Here is a 22,955-nt window from a genome sequence, read left to right as displayed (position 1 = left end):
GTTATTCTCCTCCGCCTAATAAAAATGTTTCATATACTGTCCATGAGCCGTTTTCCAATTGATAGAGCAGATGGAAACGGTCAATGATTTCCTCGTGGGAAAGCTCCAGCATTTTCAGCTGGCCCAATACGTCAGAATGCTCATCTGACGAAAGCTTCTGGCCGACTGTCACATGCGGAACAAAGCTGTATTCCGGCTTGCCGGTTAATGCCCCTGAATAGCAATTCTCACTCAGCGCTTTTAATTCATCCGTTGGCTCCGCTTTCATGTAGATGACATTATTGACGGGAGAAAACGAGCTGTATTTGGTGATTTTTAAAACGAGCGGATGTGACTCCTTTGCAATCTGTCTCAGCTGTGATACGACTTGCTCAATTTCCTGTTCAGCGGATTCAAACGGTTCTCTCAGCGTCAGGTGCGGCGGAATCAGCGCGTAGCTCGGGTCATAGCGTTTCCGGTACGAATTTGCGAGATCCTGCAAGTTTTTTGATGGAAATAGAACGATACCGTATTTCATGAAAGTTCCCTCCTTGAATGAATGTAAAAGTGATTACAGCATTTTTTTCAGCGCCGGTGCGATGAGCGGCTGCCAGTAGGTCCATTTATGATCCCCGTCAAAGGTTTCATAATGGTATTCAGACTGTTTCGTTTCCAGCAGCCGTTTGAGCTCTTCGTTCGGCGCAGTAAAATCAACAATCTTGCCGTCCGTTGTATGGACGTCTGTTTCTTTTACTCCGATTTGATGGTAAACGGAGATCTGCTTTACATCCTCCGACTCTCTGACGGCATCAATTACATGCTTGTCGACATACGGTGACTGCATGATGACGTTTCCAAACATGTTCGGATAATCAATCGCCGTCAAAAGCGAAACGGTTGCCCCGAGAGAATCCCCGATCATTGTGCGGCCGAAGCCGACTTGATAAGTGGGGTACTCTTCGTCGATAAAAGGGACAAGTTCATTTGCGATAAACCGTTTATAGGAGGCAAACTTGGAGCCTTCAGGATGGTACGTGTTTCTTCGCTCCTGAACATTTTTATAGGGAACACCGATAATGATGCAGCGGTCAATCTCCCCTTTGGACATGAGCTCTTCCGCCTGCCGGCCGATTCTCCCCAATCTGAAGTAATCATGGCCGTCTTGAGCGATGATCGTATGGTATTTGTACAGTGGAGAGTAAGTATGCGGCAGGTAGACCAAAACGGTCATTTCCTCTTCAAGCTCATGTGAAAAAAGTTTTTTCTCATGGATTACTCCGGTTTTCGGTGCCACATTGCATTCCTCCAGGGCGTCTCTAGTCTTGATTGTGTTTTTTCCTATTGTACCATGAATTATTAGAAATTTCTTTCTTCAGATGTACTTCTTGCGAGAGTTTGGAAAGAATAAAAAGTTGTTGAAATTCATTTAACAGTGAGTTAATATAGAACAATCAGAAAATACTAAACACTATTCTTATCACGAGAGGTGGAGGGACTGGCCCTTTGAAACCTCAGCAACCGGTTTGCTTTGCCGTCAGAAGGCAAAGTGCCAAGGTGCTAAATCCAGCAAGCGATTCACATGCTTGGAAGATAAGAGGAAGAGAAAGCTCCTTCTTCTTATGAAGAAGGAGCTTTTTTATTTTGAAAAAAGGATGGTGCTTACTTATGACGCAGCATGTTGAAACAAAATTAGCCCAAATTGGAAATAGAAGTGAAGAAGCAACGGGAACTGTCAGTCCGCCGATTTATCTGTCTACCGCTTTCCGCCACAGAGGTATAGGAGAATCTACCGGCTTTGATTATGTACGTACAAAAAACCCGACACGCCAGCTCGTGGAAGACGCCATTGCCAATTTAGAAAACGGAGCGAGAGGTTTTGCCTTCAGCTCGGGAATGGCAGCCATTCAAACCATCATGGCTTTATTCAAAAGCGGGGATGAACTGATTGTTTCTTCAGATTTATACGGAGGCACATACCGTTTGTTTGAAAATGAGTGGAGGAAGTACGGTGTAAGCTTCATTTATGATGATTTCAGCGATGAAGACTGTTTACGCTCAAAACTGACGGACAACACGAAAGCGGTATTTGTTGAAACGCCGACAAACCCGCTCATGCAGGAGGCAGATATCGAAAAAATCGCCCGGATTACGAAAGAAGCGGGCTTGCTGCTGATCGTAGATAATACTTTTTATACCCCCGTTCTTCAGCGCCCGATCGAACTTGGCGCCGACATCGTCATTCACAGCGCCACAAAATATTTAGGCGGGCACAATGACTTGCTTGCTGGCCTTGTTGTCGTTAAGGATGAGGAGCTTGGCGAGATCATGTTTAATCATCAAAATGCCATCGGCGCCGTCCTCCCGCCTTTTGATTCGTGGCTTTTAATGAGAGGAATGAAAACGCTTGGCCTCAGAATGCGCCAGCATGAGGAAAACGCCCGTGAGCTTGCGGCATTTTTAGAGCATCAAGAAGAAATCACCGATGTCTTATATCCCGGAAAGGGCGGCATGCTTTCATTCCGTCTGCAAAAAGAGGAATGGATCAATCCGTTTTTAAAAGCGCTCGAGACGATTTGCTTCGCGGAAAGCCTCGGAGGGGTGGAAAGCTTTATTACATACCCCGCGACCCAGACTCATATGGACATTCCGGAAGACATCCGTATCGCAAACGGCGTCTGCAATCGCCTGCTGCGCTTTTCAGTCGGGATTGAACACGCAGAGGATTTAAAGCAGGACTTGAAGCAGGCGTTACGCCAAGTGAAAGAGGGGGCTGTGTCATATGAGTAATCAAAATTGGACGCTTGAAACCCAGCTCGTGCACAATTCATTTAAAACAGACGGGGCCACGGGAGCCGTCAGCGTGCCGATCCAGCACGCCTCTACATTCCATCAGTCTTCATTTGAAGAATTCGGGGCGTATGATTACAGCCGCTCCGGCACACCGACCAGAACGGCCCTTGAAGAGACCATTGCGAATCTTGAAGGCGGAACGAGAGGTTTTGCTTACAGCTCGGGAATGGCTGCGATTTCTACGGCATTTTTGCTTTTGTCCCAAGGCGACCACGTTCTTGTCACAGAGGATGTGTACGGCGGGACCTTCCGCATGGTGACTGAGGTATTGTCCCGTTTCGGGATTGAGCACACCTTTGTCGATATGACGGACACAGAAGCGGTCGCCCGCGGCATCAGGCCGCATACAAAAGCCATCTATATGGAAACTCCTTCAAACCCGACGCTCGGCATCACGGATATCGAGGCAGTCGTCAAACTGGCCAAAGATCACGGCTGTCTGACATACTTGGATAACACGTTCATGACTCCGGCTTTACAGCGCCCGCTTGATCTTGGCGTAGATATCGTGCTTCATAGCGCAACGAAATTTTTAAGCGGGCACAGCGACGTATTGTCAGGCCTCGCCGCTGTAAAAGATGAAAAGCTAGGCAATCAGCTTTATAAGCTGCAAAACTCGTTTGGCGCGGTGCTTGGCGTACAGGACTGCTGGCTTGTGCTGAGAGGCTTGAAAACATTGCAGGTCAGATTGGAAAAAGCGAGCCGGACGGCTGAGCGGCTGGCTGCATATTTTCACCGGCACCCCGCTGTCAAAAACGTTTACTATCCAGGACTGGCCAGCCACCCGGGGGCTGAAACACATAAACGCCAAGCAAGCGGATCAGGCGCCGTTCTATCCTTTGAGCTGGAAAGCAAGGAAGCCGTCAAAAAGCTGGTGGAGAACATATCGCTCCCGGTATTCGCCGTCAGCCTGGGCGCCGTCGAATCCATCCTCTCATACCCGGCGACAATGTCGCATGCCGCCATGCCGAAAACAGAAAGAGAAAAACGCGGCATCACAGACGGCCTGCTGCGCCTGAGCGTCGGAGTCGAAAACGCCGAAGACTTAGAGCGCGACTTCGAACGGGCGCTGAAACAAATTGCCCCCGCCGGTGTGCGGTAATCATAACGCTGCGCTTTGTGCGCAGCGCCCTTTTTTATTTTTTATAAAAAAGTGTTGACGAATGGGGAAGCAGGTTATATAATTGTAAATGTCAGAGAGACAACAACATACCCAGAAACACATACATATCATGATTCCGTAGCTCAGCTGGGAGAGCGCTACCTTGACAGGGTAGAGGTCGCTGGTTCGAGCCCAGTCGGAATCATAGCCAAAACCCTTGCTACGCAAGGGTTTTTTACTTTGCTTATTTATTGATTTTGTCATCATTAATCGAGTTGGGGACGAATTGGGGACGAAATTATTTTTTTGAGCTGATTTTGAAGGGGAATTCAAAATCAACTCTGTTTTTGTGCTAGGTTTCTAGGATCGAACTGGTTAAAGTGTTTTACTGTGCTATTTTCGAGTTTCTCGGTAACATGACCATAAATATCACTAGTTGTTCGAGCACTGGCATGTCCAGCTCTTCGTTGAATAGCACTGAGACTTTCGCCAGCTTCCATAAGGAGAGCCACCATAGTATGCCGCAAGTCATGAAGACGAACATCTTTTAGACCGTACTTCTTTTTTATTTTAGTCCATTTTGCGGTAGGGGTTGTATAGTAGTAAGGTTTTCCTTTACCACTGTGAAACACATATTGATGTTCTCCGCCTTCCCAGGCATCGCCAAGCAATAATTTTTCTTTTTTCCATATGCGATAATATTTCGCCAGCTCATTCATATAAAAATCAGGCATTTTGACGAATCGTTGAGAACTTTTTGACTTTGGGCTTTTGACATGAGGCTCTCCGTTAATTGTTTTAGAAATTGATCTATTTACGTATATTCCACCTTTGTCCCAATCTACATCCAAGTGCCATTCACAGGCAAGAGCTTCCCCTCTACGAAGCCCCCCGATCAGAGCTGCAAGATAATATAAGCGCCATTTAATATCTATTTCATACAACACTTTAATACATTCAGCTGCTTCATCAGATTCAAGAAAGTTCATTTCTTTATTCTCAGCTTCTGGCGAACTCAATCCCTCAATAGGGTCGTTTTTTATCAATTTCCATTCCTCTGTGGCAGTTTTAAATAATGCTTGTAAAATTTTAAATATATCTTTGATTGTTTGATCACCTAATCCGCCAGGCTTTCCATCTTTTCTAGCTCCATCTTTAGATAAATCATCAATAAAATCAACAATATGAAGACTTTTTATTTTGTCTATTTTTTTATGACCTAATGCTGGGAGGATATGATTTTTTAAGTGGTTTGAATATTTTACAGATGTTGTAAAATAGTAAGGCTTACCATTCTTATTAAAGAGTTTCTTTTCAACCCACTTCTCTGCGAATGATCAAAAAGCTGAACGAGGTCAGTCGAGTGTTTTGGAGCTGGTTAACAATTAGATTGGGTCCTATGAAAAGGATAAGGAGGGCGCGAATGATTGAGAGTAACCTATGATTCTCAGGATACTGTTTCTGCTGATGGACTGCGGATTCTGGATATATTTCCAACACGATTACAGGCCGGACATGAAAGCGAACATCACGTTAATAAGCGCAATCATTTCATTCACGGCTACAGCTTACTTTAAAGAGATTGATAGGTATATAGAGAAAAAGAGGTGATTATTGCTGGCTTCTAGTTTCTGTTCCTGAAAGGAATAGGATAGCACTATTGATTCACCCTTTTTAAAAGAAGAAGAAGAGAAAGTGCGAGAAAAAAACAGGATTTTTTTTGTGCTTTTGTAAATTAATATCTTGTTTAATCGTAGTCATATTATGTGGTTTTTTCTTATATAATTACCTTCATGGGAAAATGTTTTTCATTATATTCGGGACTACTTCCTTCCTTGTTTTAATTATTGCTCTATCAATTGAGAAAACTAATAATTAAGTCCAAGACGGAAAGCCTGCGGACACTGATCAGAGCACAGAATCACTGTGCTCTGATCAGTGTCCGTTTTTTATTTGAACGGAGGGATGACACGAAACGGGAAAAGAAAATGCCCAATAAAAACGCACAGGAGCGTTCTGAGGTATGAAGGGCACTTTCGTTCGACAAATTTTGCGAGCCGTTTCATTTCTAGACCTCTTATCCGATAATAAAGCAAGAGGTGAAAGATTATGAAATTTGAAGTTGTTTTTTGGTTTGACAATGAAAATATAAGAACAGCTAAAGTAATTGCAGAATCTGAAAAAGAACTTATAAAAGAATTGCAAGAATGTGAGCATTGGTATGAGTTTGAAGATGGTAAGCGTATTGCAAATGTTAATATGAGACTTGTAACGCAATTTGATGTGAAAAAAAGATAAAATTCATTAATGAGCATCCATTTTGGATGCTTTTTTATGTTCTCTGTAAACTGCACCCAGTAAATCAGTCATTGGTATTTACTGATTTTGTTTCAAATGTAGTTTATAAGAATCTTTTATAATGCTTTACCATTCTTCCACCTCTAATAGTGTGTTAACATGTTTTTAATAAATCGGTATATTTACGTATAGTACCAGTAAAGGAAAAAATTATTGTTAGAAAGTTGCGGGTGCAAAATATTGTATATTTTATAAAATATGGGTGTTTTTAAAAACAAGCACCCCGAATCATGCAGATGGGGGAAATCAAAATGACTAATAAGAAAATTATCTTTGACATCATTATGTACATCATTTTCGGCGGGGTAAGTGTTTACTTATTTTCGCAAACTTATTTTGGAACAGGTGCGTTGATTTGTATTATCGTAATTTATCTTGCTGTTATCGGGTATAAAGTCAAACAGTTAGTCAGTCGGGCTGATTCTTAGGGTGCGTTAAGGGGGCTTAGTAAAGTGAAAAGGAAAAAATTTTTCGCCGGGAAGAATGCTGAAGTTTCTTCGTTATTCCTGTGATTGACTTTAGTATGCGGGTTCGGGGTCAACTCATCGGAAAAACAAACACAAGATTACTCCTTTCCTCAGAAAATGTTTTTTATTCTTAACGTCAAAACCGGCTGTCTTCTGTTACTTATAAAGCCATAAAGAGTATGAGTGTAAAACGAAGCCGCCGGTTTCCGGTGTCATGCATCATTTTTTGTAATTGATCAGTTCTTTCCTTTCGCTGCGTCACTAAAAGCATCGATAGCGGTTGTATATTTCAAGACGTTTTTAGAAACTTTGGCAGTCGCGCCTAATGGATAACCATCTGAAAGAACACTTGAGTGAGCCTCGGGTTCCCAATAAAATACTCCGATCCCTTTGCCGTTCGGAACGGCTTTTACTACTTTTATTGTATCGCTGATTGTCCAGTATGAATCTTTAGGGTTATTTTCGTCTCCGCCCAGTTCAACAACCATCACTTCTTTGTTATAGCGTGATGCGATGTCATTTAAATTGGACGATAAATCACCGGTGAGTTCCCAGTAGGGCTTACCTTCCCAATAGGGGTAGAATGATACACCGATAATATCGGTTTTGCCTCCATTTTTGAAGAATTGATCAAACCACCATCTGAATTGACTGTTGTTTGTCCCGTGTGCTAAATGACTGACCACCTTGGAGGAGGGGCTGACCGCCTTTACTGCGTCATAGCCTTTATTAAGGAATCCAGTCAATTTACTGAAATCGTTCGTACTGCCATCCGGCAGCATAATCCCTGAGTTGATTTCATTTCCGACCTGCACCCAATCAGGAGATATGCCATGATTTTTTAATTCACTCATGACATCGTAAGTATGGTTATATACGGCTGTTTGTAACTGGGTATTGGTGTATCCGGCCCATTTGTTCGGCTTTATCTGATGGCCAGGGTCTGCAAAAACATCACTATAGTGGAAGTCAACCATTACCTTCATTCCTAAAGCTTTTGCTCTTTTTGCTGCAGCAAGCACGCCGGCTTTGTCGCTATAACCGAGCATTGTCCAGGTTGTGCCGTCTTTCAGCCAATAATAGCTGCTTGGCGGATTCACGAAAACTCTCAGCCTGACGGAATTCATTCCGTGGTCTTTCAGAATCTGTAAAGAATCTGCCGGCTTTCCGCTGTCATCCAGCCAGCGTACACCTTCATCCTCCATTTGTTTCATCCAGCCTATGTCAGCTCCATAAGCAAAAGGAGCCGCCGCTTCTGCCTTTTGAAAAACGTTGAAAATCGCAAAACCAGTGAAAGCAAGAGATAGACAGATGATTTTTACCAAAAAACGTTTTACATGGTTTTTTAACATAAAAATGACCTCCTGGGATAAAAAATCTTTATTGACCCGGCTGCTTCTTGTTTTTACTCTTAAGACAACCCAGCGGCTTTCTGAGGGGAGGTTCTGACTTGTTTAATTGGTTTGCCTCGCCGGTGTTCTCTGGTAAAAGGCTAATGACATTTCTCTCGTTTATTCAGTTACTTTAAATTGATAAATTGTCCGTGAAGAAAATGGTTTTTCCGGTCTTAACACAATGTCGCCAAAATCTTCGTGATGGACTGCATCAGGCAATGCTTGCGTTTCCATGGTAATCCCGCTGTGTTTTCCGGCCGGATAACCGCCGATAGTAAAGTTTCCTTTTAGCTTATTGCCTGAATAAATGACGACAGCATCGGCATCCGTAAACATGTAAACGGCCCGGCCGCTTTTCTCATGGGAAAGAATCGCATCCGGCTCATTTTTTTTATGAGAGAGTACAAAGGGGTGGTCATACCCTTGTTTTACGAATGTAATTTGCTCGTCATCGCTTTCGGCAGCCCGCCGAATCGGTGCCGGAGCGGTTAAATCAAAAACGGTGCCGGCTGATGGAATGATGTTTCCGAGCGGAATGCCGTCCTCTCTGAGGGGGGCATAAGACTCGCTGCTGACAAAGAGGTGATGATCTAAAATCGTCTCCTTGACAGATCCCGATAAATTAAAGTAAATGTGATTGGTTGGATTATAAAGGGTCGGTTTGTCTGTTTCCGCATGGTAATCGATGACCCACTCATCATCATTTGTCAGCGTATAAGAAGTGATGGCATGAAGCGTTCCTGGATAACCATTTTCTCCGTCTGGGCTGGTGTAACGAAAAACGAGTGAAACACTATTTTCATTGATACTCGTTTCCGCGTCCCAAATTTTTTTGCTGAAATTGTGTTTTCCGCCATGAAGATGATTATTTCCATCATTTTTATCAATAACGAACGGTTTTCCGTCAATTTCAAATTGGCCGTCTGCTATCCGTCCGGCCACCCGTCCGACATGAGCTCCAAAATACGGCGAGTATTTCAAATAGTCTTCAAGCGTCCGAAAGCCTAAACTGATATTTTCTAAATTGTCCTTCGAATCTTTCATTTCGATAGAAGTGACTATTGCTCCGTAATTCAAAGCTCTGAGTGTTAAACCGTTGTCATTTTCAAGGGCATATTCGACAACTTCTTCGTTTTCAAGATGTCCAAAAATTGTTTTCGTGATTTTCACTTTTTGGCACCATCCTCAAGTAATTTTGTGAATCGTTTAAAAGCATGAATTCCATCGTCCGTCATTTTAAACACACCTGCATCAGTCAGTACGCGTAAAAATACATTCGCTACTTCTGTTTGCAAGACAGCGGTTACATTTTCAGGAGTAACGTCCTGCTTCATTTTGATTTTTTCAGCCCACGATCGATGGATTTCTTTTATATCATGTGACGCATTCAGCAAATACTTTTCTACTTCCAATAGCTCGTTTTTAAGCCGCGGCGGTAAAACGGCCAGCCCCATCACTTCAATCAAGCCGATATTTTCTTTTTTTATGTGCTGAACATCTTGATGCGGATGAAAAATTCCATCAGGGTATTCTTCAGTCGTGCGATTATTTCTTAGGACGAGATCCATTTCAAAATCTGTTCCCCGGCGTCTTGCGATGGGGGTAACGGTATTATGCCATTCACTTGTTTTAGCAATGATGTTAACGGCTTCATCTGTATAAGCGCGCCACTTTTCAAGAACAGCAGCTGCCGCATCTGTCAGCATTTTGGGATCTTTTGCCCGGAGGCGAATAACTGACATCGGCCATTTCACGACACTTGCCTGAACTTGCGGAAAATGCTGCATTTCAAAAGGGTAAAAGGACTCCGCCTTTGCCATTGCAAAATGATGGGCTCCGCCTTGATAGTGATCATGTGAAAGAATCGATCCTCCTACGATGGGTAAATCTGCATTTGAGCCGACAAAATAATGCGGAAATTTCTCCGTAATCAAAAGGAGCCTTCTGAAACTGTCACGATCGATTTTCATCGGTTTGTGCACGCTTGACAGAAAAATCGCATGCTCGCCATAATACGCATATGGGGAATATTGAAATCCCCATTTTTCGCCGGCTAAGTCAAATCGAATGATGCGATGATTCGAACGCGCGGGGTGATTTAATCTTCCGGCATATCCTTCGTTTTCCATACAAAGCGGACATTTGGGATAGCCGCCCGCTGGACTGTTTTTCACCGCGGCGATTTCTTTAGGGTCTTTTTCCGGCTTTGATAGATTGATTGTGATTTCGAGTTCTCCAAAAGGCGTTTTTGAACTGTAAACAATATTTTTTTGAATCGCACGCGTTTTAATATAATCATTGTTCTTACTCAGCTGATAAAAATAATCTGTTGCTTTTTTCGGGTGATCTAAAAACAGTTCGTTAAATTTGGCATTGATAAACGAAGGCGCCGGCGTAATGACATCCATTATTTTGCTTTCTAACATTTCTTTTTCAGCCAGTGTATCGTTAATAATTGCTCGTTTCACCGCATCTTCGACCATTTCGTCCAGGCAGAGAAGGCGGCTCTGTTTTTTAATCCGCTTAGGCTCTGTATAATCTGTCAGCCCGAGTAAATCAAGAAGCCGATTTCGCTTGTAGATAACATCCATTTCATCCATATCACCCGAGGCGATACTGGCCTGTAAAAACCCTGCCACTGATTCAAAAATCACGATTACCATCCACCTTAATTGAATTCATCATTGTATCCGTTTGGATGCCCCTGATGCCATTTCCATGCAGTTCCGATGATTTCCGAGACACTTGTATGTTTCGGATTCCATCCCAAAATGTTTCTTGCTTTATCGCTTGAAGCAATGAGCGTGCTTGGATCTCCTGCTCTTCTTTCTGCGACTTTTGTTTTAATTTCCCTGCGAGTCACTTCACGTGCAGCTTCCGCCATCTGCATGACTGTAAATCCCGTGCTTGAACCTAAGTTGAAAATGCTGCTGTCCCCGCCGTTCTTCAAGTATTCCAGCGCGAGAATGTGGGCATCGATTAAATCAACGACATGGATATAGTCGCGTACGCACGTGCCGTCCTTTGTATTGTAGTCATTACCGAATATCGAAAGCTCCTCACGCTGACCGAGCGCTGCTTGTAAAATAATAGGGACAAGGTGTGTTTCGGGTTTGTGATCTTCGCCGATGGAGCCGTCCATTTTCGCTCCGGCAACATTAAAATACCGGAGAGAAACATATTTTATACCGCAGGCAATATCGCACCATTTCATCATTTTTTCCATTATGAGTTTTGTATCGCCATATGCGCTTTTCGGATTCGTCGGCATTTCTTCTGTAATGGGTACACGCTCAGGTTCGCCGTAGACAGCGGCGGAAGAAGAGAATATAATGTTTTTTACTTCGAATTCCTTCATCACTTCCAGTGTAATTTGTGTACCGTAAATATTATTATTGAAGTAGGAAAGGGGAGTTTTCATAGATTCGCCGACAAGGGAATGAGCCGCAAAATGGAGCACCCCTGTCACACTCTCTTTTTCAAAAACAGAACGAAGAAACTCTTTATCGCGAATATCACCGTGATAAAACCGTGCTTTTTCATGAACGGCTTTTCTATGGCCTGTCTGCAAATTATCCACTGCTGCCGTTTCATATCCTTTGTTAATTAACTGATCGACGGCATGAGAACCAATATAACCTGCTCCGCCCAGAACCAGAACTGTCATCATCTATTTCTCCTTCCATTTATTCGCTCCATCACTAATATCTGCTATGTAAAATGAAGCTTCGTGTCCTGTATTATCAAGATATTTAGATGAAACGCCCCGGATAAAGCTGTCGGTTTTTTCGCTTTCCACGATCGCTATCGCACAGCCGCCGAAACCCGCGCCTGTCATTCTTGCTCCGAGGGCTCCTTCTTCCCAGGCTGTTTCTGCTAATATGTCTAATTCGGCACCCGTTACTTCATAATCATCACGCAAAGATCTGTGTGACGCATTTATCAGTTCCCCGAAGGTTTTTAAATCGTTCGCTTTTAATGCTTTTGCGGCTAAGAGGGTCCGTTCATTTTCGCTGACCCCGTGGCGGGCTCTTTTACGCAACGTTTCACAAGACAGATGAGTTTCCAATTTTTCGAACTCTTTCACTGTAAGCTGTGCAAGCGAGTTCACTTTCTGATATTGCTGCAGTTCCAAAAGGGCCGCTTCGCATTCAGAGCGGCGCTCATTATATTTTGAAGCCGCAAGCTCCCTGCGCTTGTTCGTGTTCATGATGACGATTTTATATCCATCTAAAACAACCGGTATCATTTCATATTCAAGCTTTTCGCAATCCAATAAAATGGCCATATCCTTTTTTCCCTTTTGTACCGCAAACTGATCCATAATTCCGGAATTGACACCGATAAATTCATTTTCAACTTTTTTTCCGGTTAACACTAAATCATGATCAGAAACATCCAGGTCAAATATGTCTCTTAAGACAACGCCTGTCAGCATTTCAATTGAAGCAGAGGAACTTAATCCGGCCCCGTTCGGGATATTCCCGTTAAAGAAAATATCCAATCCGCTGTCTATTTTATGGCCGGCTTCTTGCAGGTAACGAATCATTCCCTTCGGATAATTGGTCCAGTTATCTTCTTTTCTGTAAGCTGTATCGTGAAGATCGAAACAAACCATGCCGATGTCCGGGAAGTTTTCCGAGTAGAGCCGAATTTGATGATCTTCCCGTTTCGCACCTGCAGCATATGTCCCGAGTGTAATGGCACAAGGAAGAACATGCCCGCCAATATAATCCGTATGCTCTCCGATAAGGTTAATCCGTCCCGGTGCGAAAAATAATTCTCCGTCCTGCCGATTGAAAACGTCTTCGAATTTTGTTTTCAAAAGTTTTGTTTCCATGACAAGCCTCCAATTTTACAGTCTGATTTTTATTCAGCGGTATGTTCCAGTATGAATGTAATTGCTTTTTCCGAATTTCTGGTGAGGTTGATATATTCTGCACCTTTTGTGGCGACGAGTTTAATTTGTAAGCGGTCTGTATCTTCTTTAATGTCATCATAATAAGAGCCTACTTGCGGAGCTAGAATGACGATATCGAAGTCTTTCAAGATGTCGTAATGAGATCCGTAGGCGCCTGCTGAGGCAGTGATCGGCACATTGTATTCTTCAGCGCCTTCTGTCAGTGCGTTAGCAAGCATAGCGCTTGTTCCTGCGCCTGCGCATAATACTAAAACATTGGTGCTTTGTTCCAGGGCCGGTGAAGATTCTTTCATTTGAAGATTTGTATCTATGACAGAGGCTGTATCTTCTGCTGCCTGTGCTGCGTGAGAAGTTTCAGCAGCAATTTCCGATTCAGTACTTTTAGCTTCTCTAGCCGCTAATTCGCTGTCATAAGCTTTACAGAATGGAAGATAAATAAGGAAATCGACGATAATTAATACGGCTGCAAGAATAAAAGCCGAGAGTCCCATACCTGTTCCGAGAATCAGGCCGATTGGTGCAGGCGTTGCCCATGGAAGAACATACATAAAGCTGTTCATTCCGATCACATCAACAAAAAACTTAAACAGGCAGACATTAACCATCGGTGTTAAAATAAATGGGATGAAAAAATAAGGATTTAAAATCATTGGTGCAGCAAAGAGAAGTGGTTCGTTCACTGCAAAAGATACTGGTACTACAGACGCTTTTCCGACTGCTTTCAATTGTTTGGATTTTGCAATAAGAAGGAAAATAAATGGAACAACAAGGGTTGCGCCGGTTCCTCCCATTGTACCGACGAAGTTTCCAAGTCCGACTGTCAGCACGTTGGATGCTTGTTCACCGGCATTATGAAGCTGCAAGTTTGTTTCCACATTTGCATAAATAATAGCCGCGATAGCCGGCTCTACAATAGAAGGCCCGTGTACGCCGACAAACCAGAAAAGGGCCATCATCCCCCAAATCATACAGATTCCCAGATAACCATCAGCGGCAGTAAACAACGGTGATAGCAGAGCAGTGAGAGCTTCTGCGAAAGACACGTTCAGCATATTTCTGACGATTAAATCTATGATCACCATTGTCAGTACGGAAAAGGCGAACGGAAAGACATCTTTAAACGTTTGTGAAATGGTTCCCGGAACTTCTTTGGGCATTTTAATTGTGATATTTTTCAGCACGCAGAACTTATAAACATTCACCGTAATAAATGCAGAGACAAAAGCAGCTAAAAGACCTTTTGTACCTAAATATTCTGTTGAAAAACCGCCGTCAATTTGAGTAACGCTTAAAATAAGAAACCCAACAATAGAAGCAAGCATCGCGGAGGCGGAGTTAATCACTTTGTTTTTTGGCAATCTGCGGTTCATTGATTCACTCAGACATCTTGCTGTGGTTGCCGACACAATCAGACCAAGGGCTCCCATTGAATAGTTATACACTTTCCAGAGCCATTTGGATACGCTTTTAGGGAAGGAGAATCCTAATACTTCCGGTACAGCAGCAATCAGAATAAAAATACTTGCAAACAAAATGACAGGCATGGCGGTTAAGAAGCCGTCACGGATTGCGCCTAAATAAATGTTTCTTGAAATGTTTTCGAAAAAGGGTTTTCCCTTTTCGATTTGCTTGATGATACCGTTCATTATTCCACTCCTTATTGACGGCTTCGATAGAGCTCTATAAAATCTTGGATGAGATCCCGAATAAGCAGAGTTGTCATTAAGTGGTCTTGCCCGTGTATAAAAATAAAACCTAATTCCATGTCTTTGCCTTGGGCTTCTTCTGCTAAAATTTTCGTTTGTGCATTGTGGGCGAGATGTAAATTTTCATCGGCACTTTCTAATCCTGCTTCCACATTTTCGAAGTTTCCGGCACGCACTTCTTTTAGTAATGTTAATAGTGTGCTTCTGGCATCTCCGGCATAAGCCACAATTTCAAAACCGAGCATTTGTAATTCTTCTTTAGTCATTAAAAAAACCTCCTAAGGCAACACATGATGAAAAGAGATCCTTTTCACCATGTGTCATCGTTAAATAATCGTTTTTGTTTCACTCACCAGTTTGTACCAGTAGGCGGATTCTTTCGGATATCGTTTCTGAGTTTCGAAATCGACATAGAAAAGACCGTAGCGTTTGTTATATCCGTTTGTCCAAGAAAATAAATCCATTAAGGACCATAAGAAATACCCTTTTACATTGACGCCGTCAGTAATCGCTTTACTGATCGCTTCTAAATACACTTTTAAGTATTCGATTCTTGCTTTATCCATAATGATGCCGTCTTCAAATTCGTCCTTATACCCCATGCCATTTTCGGTAATGTAAATTTTGTTATACTGCGGATAATCTTGTTTAATACGCATCAGGATGTCGTACATTCCTTCAGGGTAGATGAGCCAGTCCCAATCGGTTCTTTTCAGCCCTTCTTTGTAGATTCTTTCGCCGATCCCTTTTACTTTATAAACCGAAGTGCCTTTGTCTCCGGTTCCATTATGGTGAATCATGGTTTCACCGTTGTACGCTTTAACGAAATGGCATTGATAATGATTAATGCCGAGATAATCATTTCGCGTTGAAGCCTTTTTCATGATTTCAAAATCGCTGTCTGAAAACTCGTATGAAGCTCCATTTGCTTGACAGATTTCATTTAGAGCAAGCATGGTTTCCTCTGAATAGTAACCGAGGTAAGTTGCATCGAGGAGGAGTCTGACTGATAACGCATCATCAAGGAAACAGGCGTGGCGATCTTCTTCTGAGTCACTGGCGGGATATTTTGTCTCCAGCGAGTGAACGACGCCGATTTCACCAGGATAGCTGCCCTCCTTGAATAGGTTAACGGTCATTGCGTGCGCCACCATCATATTATGTAAGCATTGAATGACCTTTGTGAGATCGCTTTCAATAGACGGCGGAAAAACACCCAGTAAATACTGGTTAGTGGCTACGGGATAAATTTCATTAAAAGTACTCCAATATCTGACTTCGGTAAATTCTTCAAAACAAAACTCCGCATAGTTAACAAACGCTTCTATTGTGTCACGATGTAAAAAATCGCCTTTATCGAATAATTCTTTCGGTGTATCGAAATGATGAAGCGTGACAAAAGGAGTGACATTTCGTTTTTGGCATTCTGCGAACATATGATGATAGTAATCTACGCCTTCTTGATTGACTTCACCCGTGCCGTTCGGAAAAATTCTTGTCCAGGCAATGGAAAGTCGGATGCCGTTAATTCCGAATTTTTCACATAACTTTATATCTTCCGGATATTGACGGTAAAAATCACTCGCCGGATCAGGGCTGAATCTTCCTTGTTTTTCAAGAAATTCATCCCAGGCAACAGGTCCTTTGCCGCCTTCTTTTGTTGCGCCTTCTGCTTGATACGCTGCAGTCGCGCCGCCTAAAATAAAATCATGAGGTAATTTGAGCATTACTGGAATCCTCCTCAAAACAATGTAAAAATTAAGTTTATTAATGTTTACAATTGTTATCTTTTGTTTAATAGTAAACGCATACATTTTTGTTGTCAATAGTTTCATTGAGAAATAAAGGCTCTAATTATAGACTTAATGACGATTTCTATTGGCGTGACAGGGGTTTTGTAAAGTTGTTCATTTGTGTTTGTTTTTGTTGACCGGAGTTTGCGCGTGTGTTAAATTGTGTTTAAAGTTAAGGGGATGATTGAACATGTTAAAAAGAGAACGATTATTAAAAATCATTGATATCGTTAACTCCCGAGGGTTTGTTACGGTGAATGACATTATTGATGGACTGGATGTTTCCGACATGACAGTCAGAAGAGATTTAGATGAACTTGATAAAGCCGGGAAAATTGTGCGTATTCATGGCGGCGCCCAGAGTATTTCTTACTCAATTGATCAGGAATTATCGCATCACGAAAAACTCGGCGTTCAAATGGAGGAAAAAAGTACAATTGCAGAACTGGCAGCATCCTATATTAACGACGGCGATACCATTTTTCTGGGACCGGGTACGACAATTGAACTTTTAGCTAAACATCTTTTACATAAGCGAATCCGAATTATTACCAATAACTATCCTGTGTTTGATATTTTAAAGCATGGTGACGTTGCCGATATTATCCTGATTGGGGGGGACTTCAGAAAAAATACAGGTGCATTCGTAGGTCCCATCGTCAACGGCAATCTGCAAAAATTCAATTTTACAAAGGCGTTCATTAGTGCAAATGGTATACATAATGATGAAATTTCTTCTTACAGCATTGAAGAAGGAGAAGCACATCAAATTGCGCTGAATAATTCGAGAACTAAATTTCTGCTTGTTGATAATAAAAAATTCAACCGGGAAGATTTTTACGTTTTCTATAATTTGCATGATATAGATTACCTGATTACGGATGATAAAGTGATGAAGGATGTTCAAATCCATTACGAACAATATGTAGATGTTAAAATCGCAAAAAAATAAAATAAGGCAGGAGAGCGATTCAATGAAAGGGATTATTTTTGATTTCAACGGCACTATGTTTCAAGATTCGCATTTACATGAAAAAGCATGGTTTTTCATGGTAAAGAAGTATTCATCAAAAGCGATTTCGGATAAAGACATTTTAATTAACATTCATGGAAGAACGAACAAGGAAATCCTCACTTATTTTATTTCGAAAGATTTAACAAGTGAGGAAATCGAAAAAATGTCTTTTGAAAAAGAAGCCTATTACAGAGAATTATGCCTTAAAAACAAAGATGAACTAAGGCTGACAAAGGGACTTGCGGATATACTGAACCGGCTGAAAAAATCAGGAATGCCAATGACCATTGCGACCGCTACGGTAAAGGAAAATGTCGAATTTTACTTTGACGTTTTTCATTTAGACCAGTGGTTTGATTTTGACAAAGTAACGTTTGATGACGGAAGCTTTCCTGGCAAACCGGCACCGGACATATTTATGATTGCGTCGAATAAATTAGGTCTTATGCCAAACGAATGTTTAGTCATTGAAGATGCCTTTTCAGGACTTACAGCGGCGAAGAAAGCGGGCATCGGCAAGATTATTGCCATTGATCCATTCGGAAAAAACCGCTCGTTATTTGAGGAAAAACAACTGGCGAGCGGTGGGATTATCACTGATTTTACTGCGTTTTTTGATGTAATTGCTGGTTCATCTATATTTCCGTAACTTTTTCTCATTCAATGTTTCATGGCAGCTGATAGTGTGCAGGAAAGCTGGAATTATTTAAAAGTGAAGAATACCAATTGAAAAAGCAGGCCTTATGCGGCCTGCTTTTTTTTGAACAATTTGTCTATGATGAACATGAAAAAGGTGATGAAGAAAGACATAACTGCCATGTCTAGTATAGTTACATTAAAATTCTCCTTTATTAAGAAGAACCACAGGAGCTGTAAAACGAAAGAAATAGAAAAATACAATGTGTATTTAATATTATCCATATGTGTTAATCCCTCCATTTCTCCTGGTTTTTCTTTTCTGATTTTACCCAGGTTAGTAAAAGCATGTCTTAGCCCGGGAATAGAAAGCTATAAAGAATGAAAGAAGAATTTCTCCTCTTTAGAATATAGATATATTTCCAACAGTACTATGCGAAACATATTTTATAGAGAAGCAGATAACAACCTATGCAGATTAACTTAAGAATGCAGGCCGACCAATTAGGCAGTTTTAAGAATGAGTGCAACCCCTTTTACAATCGTCATAAAAATAAGCATGCAGACTAGAGCTAACATGCTGACCAGTAAAGTGAATATGTATAGTTTTGAAAACGAGTTGTAAAGGGTATAACACCTGAAAAATGATTTGCAGCATTGCTGCGAAAAAAATGTATGACTAAACTAGGTACAATAGTACGCAAAGAACAGAGAATCCAACAGGAATAATAAATGATATTGATGCTAAACGGTTAGGTGGAGTATCAACGATTTTATTTTTTAAAAGAATCATAAATGTTAAAACGAATATTGCCAGACAGGCCGGAATAGCAAGTATTACAGCTGTAAAGATTGTCTTGTTCAGCTCACGAAAAACCATAGCGGAAACTAGCAGCACTTTAACTTAATTTAAAATGGCTAGAACCAGTAAGATAGTGCCATAATTAGTTGGCTTAACATTATGGTGCGTTTTTTTTCTTGCTTTTCCCCTAATAAATAAAAATTAAAGAGTTTTCATAGCCAAAGTTGTCCAGTAGGCGAGACTCTTAGCCTTACTATCAGACAGTCCTGACTTTTTAAGTGAATGATAAAGCTTATTTTGCACATCAGACCAATTCAAGGCTGCATATTCATTCAATAAGTCTTTTAATACTGGTTCAATATATTCAGTCGAGATCATTTCTTATAATTTTGCCTGCTATTTTTTCTGCGAGATAAAAAGCTTTGGTTTGTTTTTTAAAATTGTTCTAATAGCATCTTTAATAGGTTTTGACACAGAGGTATCGCTTTGTATGTTAATCATAGAGGGAATATTTTCATTATAAGTAATCGAGTTCGTAATTCCGGTGACGTTAGTAGCGTTAGTATTGGTTTCTTTAGCTACTGATGTTGGGACAAGAAGCGGAAGCAAGGGCTAAAGATACGGCAAATAGCATCCCTTTAGCTGAGCATTTCCTCCTTTATAAATATAATGACCAGCAAAACAATGAATATGTATTTAGGTGAGATCTATATTTGTTCGCTTTGAATATTTTTTCACCTCCTTATACCATTCTATCAATTAGTATTTTAAGGGTGAACAGGGATTTATTACAATATCTTGTTTCGATCGTTTATTTCGGAATATCTATTTAAAAAAATAAGATTGGTTTACTAGAAATCATGATCTTCGGTTAAATGGCGGTGAAGGGGAGTGCAGCTGTTGTTTTTTCGGCTTAGAATAAGGTGTTCTCCTTACCGAGAGATGGTGTTCGATCCGAAAGGATGATGGCCGCCGAAAAAGACAAGCCGGTTTGCGGGTTTCATCCTGTTTTTTTGTAATGATTATTCTTCAATGACATCTATTTCTCCCGTGCTATAAAAAAGAGAAACACGCTCTCCATTTTTTCATAGGTTTTGATAAGTCCTCCCAGCCTTTTTCGGCGATGCCCAATTGGTATAAACCGCTTGGGCCTTCTTCTTCTCTCGCGAAACGGTATGTATTTTTTTATATTCCTTTGTTTTGCCGTGCAGGCAAATAAGATACCTGGAAACGGATGCTTTATATCCTCCGCAAATCAATCACAATAATTTAAAGAACCAAAGAATATATTTCATAAAACCTCCTTATACCGATAGTTGAAAAAAGATCACCGCATGATTGTGCTGTAAGATCGGGTAAGAAGATAAGGAAAGGGGAGAGACGATGGAACTTGATTTTGTGATTCGTTTAGCGGTTGCCGGGCTGCTTGGTGCTCTCATCGGTTTGGAAAGGGAGTTCAGGGCAAAGGAGGCCGGATTGAGGACACATTTTTTAGTTGCTGTCGGCAGCGCCTTGATGATGATTGTGTCCAAATACGGTTTTTTTGATTTGTTGTCTAAAGATCATACGTCTTTTGATCCGAGCCGGGTAGCGGCACAAGTGGTCAGCGGCGTCGGATTTTTAGGCGCCGGCACAATTATTTTGCAAAGGCATGTTGTGCGCGGGCTCACGACGGCGGCGGGGATTTGGGCAACGTCTGGAATCGGCTTGACGGTCGGAGCCGGTATGTATGTCATCGGGATCAGCGGCACGATTTTAGCGTTAATCGGTCTAGAACTTTTAAATTTTCTTTTTAGATCGGCAGCCTATTCTTTAGTGATCAGCTTTCAAGCGGAGGAGCAGGCCGCTACTTATGATATTTTAAAATCACTTGAAGCGAAAGGTATTCTCATTACTTCCTATGAGCTGAATAAAGGCATTCTTGAAGTGAAGGGCAGAGCGAAAAGCAGGAGCGGAAAAGCGGCAGTGATGGAGAACGTTCAATCCGTCCCATACATGGTGTCTGTAAAGGTTGAATAGCAAAAAAAGGGGGCAATCCCCTTTTTTGCGATTATCATACATTTGTCTAAAGCCGTGCTCAGGTTTGATCGTATCCGGATGGGGGAGGCCGTGTTTTTCTGCTGAAGCCGCCATTTTCTTTCTTTTATGACAAAATCACACCATTATCCGGGCGGAAAAGGATCGGAGTACAGGGCATATTCTGTTTGGAATACGGGTGTTCAACATCAATAATACCAAGGATGGTACGGAAAATAGGGACGCGGATAATAAGGGTATGGGTACGGTCTTGGATAGTATGGATAGGGTCTCGGGTAATAATAAGGCGGGCGCGGCCTCGGATAATAATAAGGAACCCGTTCGTCACCGGGCGCAAATTCGGTTAAAAAAGGATCGTACAAGAGGAAAACCTCCCTAAGAAATTTTTATTCTCTTTACCATATGCCTATTCCCCTGATATGGTGTACGTACAATTCCAAGGGAGGAGAAAAGGCTGCCCAGAATATACCTGACAGCCTTTTTTTTATACCTTCAGATCGATAGAATGGCCGGATGTCGGATGCTGGGGGGAGAGCATTTTCACGGTCTCCTCCGAAGCAGTCTGAGCATTTTGTAAGGCCGTTTTTGTTAAAGCGATGTTTACATTTTGCGCCAGAGATGTCTGGTGCATAGCGATTGATAATGCGGGAATGTCCACAAATTCCACCTCCTTATTTCTTCATATCGGCGGCTTACGCCAATTATAAAGAGAGCGCCCGGCTTTTTTTGCTTTTCGTTGTCCATTCTAGAAAGGCAGAAGCGCACACCCCGACTGTATATGCGATGATGTCACTCCAAACAAATTCATAGCCGAGGACGAGCCCGCCGAGCGGATTGTTTCTGATGGCGTCGATCCACGCCGCGTGATACAGCTGGCTGCATTCAATCATATAGCAAAACGAAAGGCTTATCACAGCGGCTGTTTTTGTTTGTGCGTGCCGAAACAGGAAACCGCACCCCGTAAAGATCATCGCGGCCCACAGAGCATCCCCTAGATAAGCGTTTACCGCATCGGGAAGCAGGGCAGTCGTATATGCTGTTCTGGATAATAAGCCGAGCGCAATGATGAGTATGGTCAAAGCGCCATATGCCAATCGATTTCTTCTCACGTCACTTGTTCCCCTTTACACAGGTTCTCCCATGTATTGTAAGGATTTATGGGTAAGCTGTCTATGAAAAACAGCGGCTCCAAGGCCGCTGTTTTATTTGTGCTATCTGGCTTTTACATTCACATGATCGGCTTTTTGTCCGCTGCCGATGACAAAATGGAGTTCGTAATCCCCTGTATTGTAAACATAATCCGTTTCACCGGTTCCCGGTACGGCAAGGGTTTTATCGGCGCTGCCGATTTGTTTGCTTAAGACGTCAGGCGTTACGCTGCCAAGGTTAAAGCGGCGTTCAACACCGGTGCCGAAATAGCGGATTTCTGAGATTGTTCCGTTTTCGCGGTAGGAAAATCCATAGCCGGGATGTCCCATATTCCAGCTGTACAGGTCAAATGGATTGCTGCCGTCCGCTTTCCGTTCAGGCTCGCCGATTTTATCATACACATCCTGCTTTGTGCTTTGATTTATTTTCAAGCCCTTAACGTCTTGCGGCATTTCTCCTTTAAAGGCTGATTGATAAAGGCGGTTCACCAGCTCTTTTGCACTTTGATCTGGTGTCTCAGAAGCAGCCGCAGCATGAACGGGCTCTGAATCAGAAAACGCTTCGGCACCGAAAACGGTTCCTGTCAGGACAACTGCCGATAATCCCGTGATGAGCGTTTTTTTCTTCAACATATGTAATGCCTCCTTTTTTCCTCTTGTACCCGAAGGTCTTCCGGGCTAAACGCGATGTTTTACTGAATGGCCGGTTGGGGAATCATAGATGATGTATAAAGGGGTGCAGAAAGG

21 protein-coding genes, 1 tRNA gene, 1 pseudogene and 1 riboswitch are annotated in these 22,955 nt (G+C 42.1%); of the genes and pseudogenes, 8 read left to right on the top strand and 15 right to left on the bottom strand.

Features of this window, described 5'->3' with window-relative positions; genetic code table 11:
* Position 1 precedes the first annotated feature (1 nt).
* Together J7E26_RS07345 and J7E26_RS07340 are read right to left on the bottom strand one after the other, a co-directional pair.
* Positions 2-517: a YjcG family protein gene (locus J7E26_RS07345; RefSeq protein WP_214801086.1), complete on the bottom strand. Its 516-nt coding sequence runs from the start codon at positions 515-517 to the stop codon at positions 2-4.
* 33 nt (positions 518-550) lie between these two features.
* A complete protein-coding gene (locus J7E26_RS07340) occupies positions 551-1,273 on the bottom strand; it encodes an esterase family protein (RefSeq protein WP_214801090.1) in 723 nt (240 codons plus the stop codon).
* A gap of 177 nt (positions 1,274-1,450) precedes the next feature.
* Positions 1,451-1,576, top strand: a riboswitch (SAM riboswitch).
* A 68-nt stretch (positions 1,577-1,644) separates the two neighbouring features.
* Here J7E26_RS07340 and J7E26_RS07335 point away from each other — a divergent pair.
* The 3 genes from J7E26_RS07335 (at position 1,645) to J7E26_RS07325 (ending at position 4,136) form a co-directional block, all read left to right on the top strand.
* Positions 1,645-2,766 (top strand): methionine biosynthesis PLP-dependent protein, encoded by a 1,122-nt coding sequence (locus J7E26_RS07335; protein WP_214801093.1) that lies wholly within the window; start codon positions 1,645-1,647, stop codon positions 2,764-2,766.
* On the top strand, positions 2,759-3,931 hold the full coding sequence (gene metC / locus J7E26_RS07330; RefSeq protein WP_214801097.1) for a cystathionine beta-lyase: 1,173 nt from the start codon (positions 2,759-2,761) through the stop codon (positions 3,929-3,931). Before J7E26_RS07335 ends, metC begins: the two co-directional genes overlap by 8 nt.
* Before the next feature lie 132 nt (positions 3,932-4,063).
* Positions 4,064-4,136, top strand: a tRNA-Val gene (locus tag J7E26_RS07325).
* 130 nt (positions 4,137-4,266) lie between these two features.
* On the opposite strand, the pseudogene J7E26_RS07320 reads toward J7E26_RS07325, so the two are convergent.
* Positions 4,267-5,268 (bottom strand): annotated as a pseudogene (locus J7E26_RS07320) (tyrosine-type recombinase/integrase); the annotation flags it as partial.
* 772 nt (positions 5,269-6,040) lie between these two features.
* On the opposite strand from J7E26_RS07320, the gene J7E26_RS07315 reads away from it, so the two are divergent.
* The gene (locus tag J7E26_RS07315; protein ID WP_214801103.1) at positions 6,041-6,229 is read left to right on the top strand and encodes a hypothetical protein; all 189 of its coding nucleotides are present in this window, start codon (positions 6,041-6,043) and stop codon (positions 6,227-6,229) included.
* 311 nt (positions 6,230-6,540) lie between these two features.
* Positions 6,541-6,717: a hypothetical protein gene (locus J7E26_RS18535; RefSeq protein ID WP_311379516.1), complete on the top strand. Its 177-nt coding sequence runs from the start codon at positions 6,541-6,543 to the stop codon at positions 6,715-6,717.
* Positions 6,718-6,992: 275 nt separating this feature from the next.
* On the opposite strand, the gene J7E26_RS07310 is transcribed toward J7E26_RS18535, so the two are convergent.
* The 8 genes from J7E26_RS07310 to lacG form a co-directional block, all read right to left on the bottom strand.
* Complete coding sequence (locus tag J7E26_RS07310; RefSeq protein ID WP_214801106.1) at positions 6,993-8,108, bottom strand: glycoside hydrolase family 53 protein; 1,116 nt, start codon at positions 8,106-8,108, stop codon at positions 6,993-6,995.
* Positions 8,109-8,267: 159 nt separating this feature from the next.
* Complete coding sequence (locus J7E26_RS07305; RefSeq protein WP_214801109.1) at positions 8,268-9,320, bottom strand: aldose epimerase family protein; 1,053 nt, start codon at positions 9,318-9,320, stop codon at positions 8,268-8,270.
* Positions 9,317-10,813: a UDP-glucose--hexose-1-phosphate uridylyltransferase gene (gene galT / locus J7E26_RS07300; protein ID WP_214801112.1), complete on the bottom strand. Its 1,497-nt coding sequence runs from the start codon at positions 10,811-10,813 to the stop codon at positions 9,317-9,319. The genes J7E26_RS07305 and galT overlap by 4 nt, the downstream gene beginning before the upstream one ends.
* A 5-nt stretch (positions 10,814-10,818) precedes the next feature.
* Positions 10,819-11,817 carry a UDP-glucose 4-epimerase GalE gene (galE, locus tag J7E26_RS07295; protein WP_214801115.1) on the bottom strand — a complete coding sequence of 333 codons (999 nt, stop codon included), beginning with the start codon at positions 11,815-11,817 and terminating at the stop codon, positions 10,819-10,821.
* 3 nt (positions 11,818-11,820) lie between these two features.
* Positions 11,821-12,990 carry a galactokinase gene (locus J7E26_RS07290; protein ID WP_214801119.1) on the bottom strand — a complete coding sequence of 390 codons (1,170 nt, stop codon included), beginning with the start codon at positions 12,988-12,990 and terminating at the stop codon, positions 11,821-11,823.
* Between the two features lie 29 nt (positions 12,991-13,019).
* Positions 13,020-14,717: a PTS lactose transporter subunit IIBC gene (locus tag J7E26_RS07285; protein ID WP_214801122.1), complete on the bottom strand. Its 1,698-nt coding sequence runs from the start codon at positions 14,715-14,717 to the stop codon at positions 13,020-13,022.
* Between the two features lie 11 nt (positions 14,718-14,728).
* The gene (locus J7E26_RS07280) at positions 14,729-15,043 is read right to left on the bottom strand and encodes a PTS sugar transporter subunit IIA (RefSeq protein WP_214801125.1); all 315 of its coding nucleotides are present in this window, start codon (positions 15,041-15,043) and stop codon (positions 14,729-14,731) included.
* Between the two features lie 60 nt (positions 15,044-15,103).
* Positions 15,104-16,504 carry a 6-phospho-beta-galactosidase gene (gene lacG / locus J7E26_RS07275; RefSeq protein WP_214801128.1) on the bottom strand — a complete coding sequence of 467 codons (1,401 nt, stop codon included), beginning with the start codon at positions 16,502-16,504 and terminating at the stop codon, positions 15,104-15,106.
* Between the two features lie 256 nt (positions 16,505-16,760).
* Between lacG and J7E26_RS07270 the strand changes: the two genes are divergently transcribed.
* From J7E26_RS07270 to J7E26_RS07260, 3 genes are all read left to right on the top strand, one after another.
* Positions 16,761-17,522 (top strand): DeoR/GlpR family DNA-binding transcription regulator, encoded by a 762-nt coding sequence (locus J7E26_RS07270; RefSeq protein ID WP_214801130.1) that lies wholly within the window; start codon positions 16,761-16,763, stop codon positions 17,520-17,522.
* Between the two features lie 22 nt (positions 17,523-17,544).
* Positions 17,545-18,234: an HAD family hydrolase gene (locus J7E26_RS07265; RefSeq protein WP_214801133.1), complete on the top strand. Its 690-nt coding sequence runs from the start codon at positions 17,545-17,547 to the stop codon at positions 18,232-18,234.
* A 2,172-nt stretch (positions 18,235-20,406) separates the two neighbouring features.
* Positions 20,407-21,042 carry an MgtC/SapB family protein gene (locus J7E26_RS07260; RefSeq protein ID WP_214801136.1) on the top strand — a complete coding sequence of 212 codons (636 nt, stop codon included), beginning with the start codon at positions 20,407-20,409 and terminating at the stop codon, positions 21,040-21,042.
* A gap of 206 nt (positions 21,043-21,248) precedes the next feature.
* Here the strand turns inward: J7E26_RS07260 and J7E26_RS07255 are convergent, their stop codons facing one another.
* From J7E26_RS07255 to J7E26_RS07240, 4 genes are all read right to left on the bottom strand, one after another.
* A complete protein-coding gene (locus tag J7E26_RS07255; RefSeq protein ID WP_214801139.1) occupies positions 21,249-21,422 on the bottom strand; it encodes a hypothetical protein in 174 nt (57 codons plus the stop codon).
* Positions 21,423-21,544: 122 nt separating this feature from the next.
* Positions 21,545-21,718: a YjfB family protein gene (locus J7E26_RS07250; protein WP_214813218.1), complete on the bottom strand. Its 174-nt coding sequence runs from the start codon at positions 21,716-21,718 to the stop codon at positions 21,545-21,547.
* Positions 21,719-21,761: 43 nt separating this feature from the next.
* On the bottom strand, positions 21,762-22,169 hold the full coding sequence (locus J7E26_RS07245; protein ID WP_214801145.1) for a ribosomal maturation YjgA family protein: 408 nt from the start codon (positions 22,167-22,169) through the stop codon (positions 21,762-21,764).
* A 102-nt stretch (positions 22,170-22,271) separates the two neighbouring features.
* The gene (locus J7E26_RS07240) at positions 22,272-22,841 is read right to left on the bottom strand and encodes a YjgB family protein (RefSeq protein WP_214801148.1); all 570 of its coding nucleotides are present in this window, start codon (positions 22,839-22,841) and stop codon (positions 22,272-22,274) included.
* Between the last annotated feature and the right edge of the window lie 114 nt (positions 22,842-22,955).

This window comes from Bacillus sp. ISL-51 (genome assembly GCF_018613535.1).
In the GTDB taxonomy this organism is placed as follows: Bacteria; Bacillota; Bacilli; order Bacillales; family Bacillaceae; genus Bacillus.
Note: the sequence above shows the minus strand (reverse complement) of the source record. Positions and strands in the feature narration are given on the sequence as shown.

Bases quoted from the DNA above. Each gene is read 5' to 3' on its own strand.
- J7E26_RS07290 (WP_214801119.1), bottom strand. From the start codon at position 12,990: ATGGAAACAAAACTTTTGAAAACAAAATTCGAAGACGTTTTCAATCGG.
- J7E26_RS07310 (WP_214801106.1), bottom strand. From the start codon at position 8,108: ATGTTAAAAAACCATGTAAAACGTTTTTTGGTAAAAATCATCTGTCTA.
- J7E26_RS07335 (WP_214801093.1), top strand. From the start codon at position 1,645: ATGACGCAGCATGTTGAAACAAAATTAGCCCAAATTGGAAATAGAAGT.
- J7E26_RS07280 (WP_214801125.1), bottom strand. From the start codon at position 15,043: ATGACTAAAGAAGAATTACAAATGCTCGGTTTTGAAATTGTGGCTTAT.
- galE (WP_214801115.1), bottom strand. From the start codon at position 11,817: ATGACAGTTCTGGTTCTGGGCGGAGCAGGTTATATTGGTTCTCATGCC.
- J7E26_RS18535 (WP_311379516.1), top strand. From the start codon at position 6,541: ATGACTAATAAGAAAATTATCTTTGACATCATTATGTACATCATTTTC.
- galT (WP_214801112.1), bottom strand. From the start codon at position 10,813: ATGGTAATCGTGATTTTTGAATCAGTGGCAGGGTTTTTACAGGCCAGT.
- J7E26_RS07260 (WP_214801136.1), top strand. From the start codon at position 20,407: ATGGAACTTGATTTTGTGATTCGTTTAGCGGTTGCCGGGCTGCTTGGT.
- metC (WP_214801097.1), top strand. From the start codon at position 2,759: ATGAGTAATCAAAATTGGACGCTTGAAACCCAGCTCGTGCACAATTCA.
- J7E26_RS07345 (WP_214801086.1), bottom strand. From the start codon at position 517: ATGAAATACGGTATCGTTCTATTTCCATCAAAAAACTTGCAGGATCTC.
- J7E26_RS07240 (WP_214801148.1), bottom strand. From the start codon at position 22,841: ATGTTGAAGAAAAAAACGCTCATCACGGGATTATCGGCAGTTGTCCTG.
- lacG (WP_214801128.1), bottom strand. From the start codon at position 16,504: ATGCTCAAATTACCTCATGATTTTATTTTAGGCGGCGCGACTGCAGCG.
- J7E26_RS07285 (WP_214801122.1), bottom strand. From the start codon at position 14,717: ATGAACGGTATCATCAAGCAAATCGAAAAGGGAAAACCCTTTTTCGAA.
- J7E26_RS07315 (WP_214801103.1), top strand. From the start codon at position 6,041: ATGAAATTTGAAGTTGTTTTTTGGTTTGACAATGAAAATATAAGAACA.
- J7E26_RS07270 (WP_214801130.1), top strand. From the start codon at position 16,761: ATGTTAAAAAGAGAACGATTATTAAAAATCATTGATATCGTTAACTCC.
- J7E26_RS07265 (WP_214801133.1), top strand. From the start codon at position 17,545: ATGAAAGGGATTATTTTTGATTTCAACGGCACTATGTTTCAAGATTCG.